The 5,386-nt window shown below is 72.9% G+C and carries 4 protein-coding genes and 2 rRNA genes; all 6 read right to left on the bottom strand.

What is annotated here, in order from left to right:
- Positions 1-123 precede the first annotated feature (123 nt).
- The gene (locus ABTZ03_RS01850) at positions 124-945 is read right to left on the bottom strand and encodes a DUF3159 domain-containing protein (protein ID WP_350510881.1); all 822 of its coding nucleotides are present in this window, start codon (positions 943-945) and stop codon (positions 124-126) included.
- A 2-nt stretch (positions 946-947) separates the two neighbouring features.
- On the bottom strand, positions 948-1,355 hold the full coding sequence (locus ABTZ03_RS01845; RefSeq protein WP_350510880.1) for an OB-fold nucleic acid binding domain-containing protein: 408 nt from the start codon (positions 1,353-1,355) through the stop codon (positions 948-950).
- Between the two features lie 65 nt (positions 1,356-1,420).
- Positions 1,421-2,101, bottom strand: coding sequence for a response regulator (locus ABTZ03_RS01840; protein WP_033351413.1), 681 nt, complete (start codon positions 2,099-2,101; stop codon positions 1,421-1,423).
- Positions 2,102-2,262: 161 nt separating this feature from the next.
- Positions 2,263-4,854 (bottom strand): sensor histidine kinase, encoded by a 2,592-nt coding sequence (locus tag ABTZ03_RS01835; RefSeq protein ID WP_350510879.1) that lies wholly within the window; start codon positions 4,852-4,854, stop codon positions 2,263-2,265.
- Positions 4,855-5,105: 251 nt separating this feature from the next.
- Positions 5,106-5,222: ribosomal RNA gene (rrf, locus tag ABTZ03_RS01830) — 5S ribosomal RNA — on the bottom strand.
- 71 nt (positions 5,223-5,293) lie between these two features.
- A 23S ribosomal RNA gene (locus ABTZ03_RS01825) occupies positions 5,294-5,386 on the bottom strand; the annotation flags it as partial.

The raw sequence follows: 5,386 nt of genomic DNA, 5'->3' as shown, positions 1-5,386 counted from the left end.
GGCGGGCCCCCCCCCCCGCCCCCCCCCTCGCGCCCCCCCCTCCCCCCCCCCCCGCGCCGCGGGCCGCGCCCCCCCCCCCGGGGGGGGGGGGCGCCCCCTCGGCCGTACCGGGACGGAGAGCGGCTACTTGGCCGGCTCCTCCTCGTCGTCCAGCTGCGCCTTGATCGGCGGCGGCGCCTTCAGCAGGATCTGCCAGGTCACGTACATCGCCAGCAGCAGCGGCGGGATGCCGAGGGCGACCTTCAGCCAGCCGAGCAGGTTGACGTTGTGGGTGAAGTACAGCGGGAAGAGGATCACCGGCTTGAGGCCCATGATCACCACCCAGGCCCAGGTCGCCTTGGTGTAGGCGGCCAGCCGGCCGGGGTTCTCCTTGCGCCAGGTGAACATCTCGCCGGTGATCGGGCCGAGCATCACCCCGATCATCGGCCAGCGGACCACGGCGGAGACCGCCATGGCGGCGCAGTAGCCGACGCTCCACAGCAGGCCGGGCAGGTAGAAGTCCTCGGCCTTGCCGCTCTTCATGGCGATCCAGGCGCCGAGGGCGACGCCGAACACGCCGCTGAAGGCGTGCTGGATGGTCTCCCGCCGGGCCAGCCGGGCCACCACGAACAGGGCGCTGAGGCCGAGCGCGGCCCAGGCCGCGGCGCTGACCTGGTGGGTGACGTTGTAGGTGACGATGAAGACCAGGCCGGGCAGCGTCATGTCGATCATGCCGCGCACGCCGCCGAAGGCCTGGAGGACGGTGTCGGCGGCCTCCTTGGAGGCGGCCTGCCGGGCGGCTTCGGCGGCCGCCGGGTCGAGCGGCCGGTCGGCGGCCGGGCCGGTGCCGTCGATCGACCGGGCCAGTCCGTCCACCGCCTCCGCGGCGGCGGCGTCCTGCCAGGCGGCCACGTCGGTGGCGTCCAGGTCGATCCGGGCGGCGTCTCCGCCGGGGTGGTTGCTCACGCTCATTCGCTCCCGTGTCCGACCGGACGCAGTTCGTAGCGGGGGTTGAACAGCACGCGGCGCCCGCGTGCGTGGCTGATCCGGCCGCTGGCGACGAGCCGGCGGCCCGGCTCTATGCCGGCGATCGAGCGGCGACCCAGCCAGACGACCTCCAGCGCCTCGGTGCCGTCGAAGAGCTCGGCCTCCAGGGCCGGCACCCCGGCCCGCGGGCGGAGCGTCACCGTGCGCAGGGTGCCCGCGACGGTGACCAGCTGACGGTCGGTGCAGCCGGCGATCGGCGTGCAGCCCGACTCGGCGGCGCTCTCCTGGCGCAGGTCCTCGGCGTCCAGTTCCTCGGCCGAGGAGGTCAGCCGGTTGAGCATGCGGCGGAACCGCCCCTGCGGCTGGCCCCTGCTGATGTCACCACTCATGTCGGCAGGGTACCGGGTTCGGGGGCCCCGGCGGCAGGCGTCGCCGCCGCCGGGGGCCGTCCCGGTCAGCTCTCGAAGCGGTAGCCCATGCCCGGTTCGGTGATGAAGTGGCGCGGGTGCGAAGGGTCGCGCTCCAGCTTGCGGCGCAGCTGGGCGAGGTAGACCCGCAGGTAGTTGGTCTCGGTGCGGTAGGCCGGGCCCCACACCTCCTGCAGCAGCTGGGTCTGGCTGACCAGCCGGCCGGCGTTGCGGACCAGGACCTCCAGCAGGTGCCACTCGGTGGGCGTGAGGCGTACGTCGGTGCCGTCCCGGTTGACCTTCTTGGCGGCGAGGTCGACGGTGAAGCTCTCGGTGACGACCAGCGAGTCGTCCTCCCCGGCGACCGGCTCGGCCCGGCGCACGGCGGCCCGCATCCGGGCGAGCAGCTCGTCCATTCCGAAGGGCTTGGTGACGTAGTCGTCGGCGCCGGCGTCCAGGGCCTCGACCTTCTCGTCGGAGGCGTGCCGGGCCGACAGCACGATGATCGGCACCCGGGTCCAGCCGCGCAGGCCGCGGATCACCTCGACGCCGTCCATGTCGGGCAGGCCCAGGTCGAGGACAACGACGTCCGGATGGCGGGCGGCGGCCAGTTCCAGCGCGCTCGCCCCGTCATGGGCCGCGTCGACCTCGTACTTGCGGGCCTTGAGGTTGATCACCAGTGCGCGGACGATCTGCGGTTCGTCGTCCACGACGAGGACCCGGGTCATTTACGGGCTCCGCCTTTCGGGCTGTCGGATCTAACGGACTGTGTCTTGGCTGTTCGTACGGCTGCGGCGCGGGCCGCCGGGGAGCGGCGGCCCTCGCCGGTGCGCGGTCGGGCCGGCCGCTCCCGCCCGACCGGCCGGACCTCAGCCGCGAGGCCCGGCTCTCACGTGATCAGCTCCGAGAGCGGGTCGCTGCCCTCGCCGGGCGGCCCGTCCGGTTCGGGCGGCCGCTCGGCGGCGGGCAGGCTGACGACCATGGTGAGGCCGCCGCCGGGGGTGTCCTCGGCGGTGACGGTACCGTCCATCGCCTCGACGAACCCGCGCGCCACCGCGAGGCCGAGGCCGACCCCGGCGCCGCGCGGGGCGTCCCCGTACCGCTGGAACGGCGCGAAGATCCGTTCCTTGGCGTCCTCGGGCACGCCCGGGCCGCGGTCCACGATCCGCAGCTCGACCCGGCCCGGCCCGCCCGGCGGCTCCAGGGCGTCGGCCTTGACCAGCACCTTGACGCCCTCCGGGCTGTACTTGACGGCGTTCTCGACCAGGTTGGCCAGCGAGCGCTCCAGCAGGCCGCCGTCGGCCCGGATCATCGGCAGCGTCTCGGGCACGTCCAGCCGGACGGACTCCGGCGGCACGCCGCCGAGCGCGTACGGGACCACCTCGTCCAGGTCGGTCTCCTGGATCAGCGGGGTGACGGTGCCGGTCTGCAGCCGGCTCATGTCGAGCAGGTTGTTGATCAGGTGGTCGAGCCGGTCGGCCCCGGCCTCGATGCCGGCCAGCAGCTCGGCCTCGTCCTCCGGGTCCCACTGCACGTCGGCCGAGCGCAGTGAGCTCACCGAGGCCTTGATCCCGGCCAGCGGGGTGCGCAGGTCGTGCGAGACGGCGGCCAGCAGAGCGGTGCGGATCCGGTTGCCCTCGGCCTCCCGGCGCGCGGCGGCGGCCTCCCGGGCCAGCCGGCGGCGCTCCAGCACCACGGCGGCCTGGGCGGCGAAGGCACCCAGCAGCCGCCGGTCCGCGCCGGGCAGCACCCGGCCGCGCAGCACCAGCGCCAGGCTCTCGCCGACCGGCACGTCCACGTCGGCCTCCTCGGGCCGCTCCGGCGGGCGCGGTCCCGCGGTGGCGACCGCCACCCAGCCGCCGGTCGGCTCCGGGCGTTCCAGCAGCGCGGCGCTCTCCTGCGCGAAGGTCTCCCGGACCTGTTCCATCAGCGCGGTCAGCACGCCGTCCCCGTTCGGGGCGCCGCGCAGCACGGTGCCGGCCAGCGCGCTGAGGGTCTGCGCCTCGGCCTGGGCGCGGGCCGCCTGGTGGGTGCGCCGGGCCGCCAGGTCCACCACGGAGGCGACCGAGCAGCCGACGACGGTGAATATCGCCACCGCCATGATGTTCTGCGGCTCGTTGATGGAGAAGGTGTGCAGCGGCGGGGTGAAGTAGAAGTTCAGCACCGACGAGCCGACCAGCGCCGAGCCGATCGACGGCAGCAGCCCGCCGACCAGCGCCGCCAGCACCGTCAGCGACAGGAACAGCAGCATGTCGGTGGACAGGCCCAGCCCGCCGATCGCGGTCAGCACGAGTGCCAGCAGCGGTGGGCCGGCCAGCCCGATCAGCCAGCCGGCGACGGTCCGGGTCCGGCCGAGGTCGGTGGTCCGCCGCACGGGTATCTTTCCGCGGCGCCCGTGCCCGGCGTGCTCGTGGGTGACCATGTGGACGTCGATGTCCCCGGCCTTCTGGGTGACCAGGGTGCCGACGCCCGGCCCGTACAGGTACTGCCAGCCGGGCCGGCGGCTGGTGCCGAGCACGATCTGGGTGGCGTTCACGCCGCGGGCGAAGTCCAGCAGCCCTTCGGCCGGGTCGTCGCCCAGGACGTTGTGGAAGGAGCCGCCGAGGCTCTCCACCAGCGCGCGCTGTTCGATCAGGGTCTGCGGCGAGCCGGTGCCGGCCAGCCCGTCCGAGCGGGAGATGTGCACAGCCAGCAGCTCGCCGCCGGAGACCCGGGCCGCGATCCGGGCCGCCCGGCGGATCAGGGTGGCCCCCTCCGGGCCGCCGGTCAGGCCGACCACGATCCGTTCCCGGGCCTGCCAGGTGCCGACGATGCCCTGCTCCGCGCGGTACTTCTGCAGGTACTCGTCCACCCGGTCCGCGGTCCACAGCAGCGCCAGCTCGCGCAGCGCGGTCAGGTTGCCCGGGCGGAAGTAGTTGGCGAGCGCGGCGTCGATCTTCTCCGGCATGTAGACGTTGCCGTGCGCCAGCCGTCGCCGCAGCGCCTGCGGGGACATGTCCACCAGCTCGATCTGGTCCGCCCGGCGGACCACCTCGTCCGGGACGGTCTCCCGCTGGCGCACCCCGGTGATGCCCTCGACGGCGTCCCCGAGCGACTCCAGGTGCTGCACGTTCACGGTGGAGATCACGTCGATCCCGGCCGCGAGCAGCTCCTCGACGTCCTGCCAGCGCTTCTCGTTGCGGCAGCCCGGCACGTTCGTGTGGGCCAGCTCGTCCACCAGCGCCACCTGCGGGCGGCGCGCCAGCACGGCGTCCAGGTCCATCTCGGAGAACCGGGCGCCCCGGTGCACCACCTGCTGCCGCAGCACGACCTCCAGCCCGGCGACGAGGTCCGCGGTCCGTCGCCGGCCGTGGTCCTCCACGAACGCCACCACGACGTCCGTGCCACGCTCCTGCCGCCGGTGTGCCTCGGCGAGCATGGCGTACGTCTTGCCGACCCCGGGGGCCGCCCCGAGGTAGATGCGCAGCCTGCCTCGTCCCATGAGCACCATTCTTGATCCGGCTCTGCCCGGGAGCCACCCCCGGACACCTGTTCCCCCTGCCTTCGAGACTACGGCGTGAGCAGCGATTTTCCGCTGATCAGTCCGCTGATCAGGCGGTTTTAGCGGCATATTGACGAAGAAGCAGCCACTCGGCGGGGGTCGCCCCGGGCCCTTCCGCCCGTTTTCATCCGATTTCCGGTGAACGCGAAAAGGCCCACCCGGTAACCCGGGCGGGCCTTTTCTGAAGAATTGTTCGGCGGCGTCCTACTCTCCCACAGGGTCCCCCCTGCAGTACCATCGGCGCTGTGAGGCTTAGCTTCCGGGTTCGGAATGTAACCGGGCGTTTCCCTCACGCTATGACCACCGAAACACTATGAAACTGTCGACCCGCCGACAGGGCGGTCGTTGTTTCAGAACAACACAGTGGACGCGAGCAACTGAGGACAAGCCCTCGGCCTATTAGTACCGGTCAACTCCACCCCTCACAGGGCTTCCATATCCGGCCTATCAACCCAGTCGTCTACTGGGAGCC

Origin of the sequence: Kitasatospora sp. NPDC096077 (assembly GCF_040303245.1) — a bacterium.
Lineage (GTDB): Bacteria > Actinomycetota > Actinomycetes > Streptomycetales > Streptomycetaceae > Kitasatospora.
The sequence above is the reverse complement of the archived record's forward strand: the minus strand, read 5'-3'. Positions and strand labels throughout refer to the sequence as shown.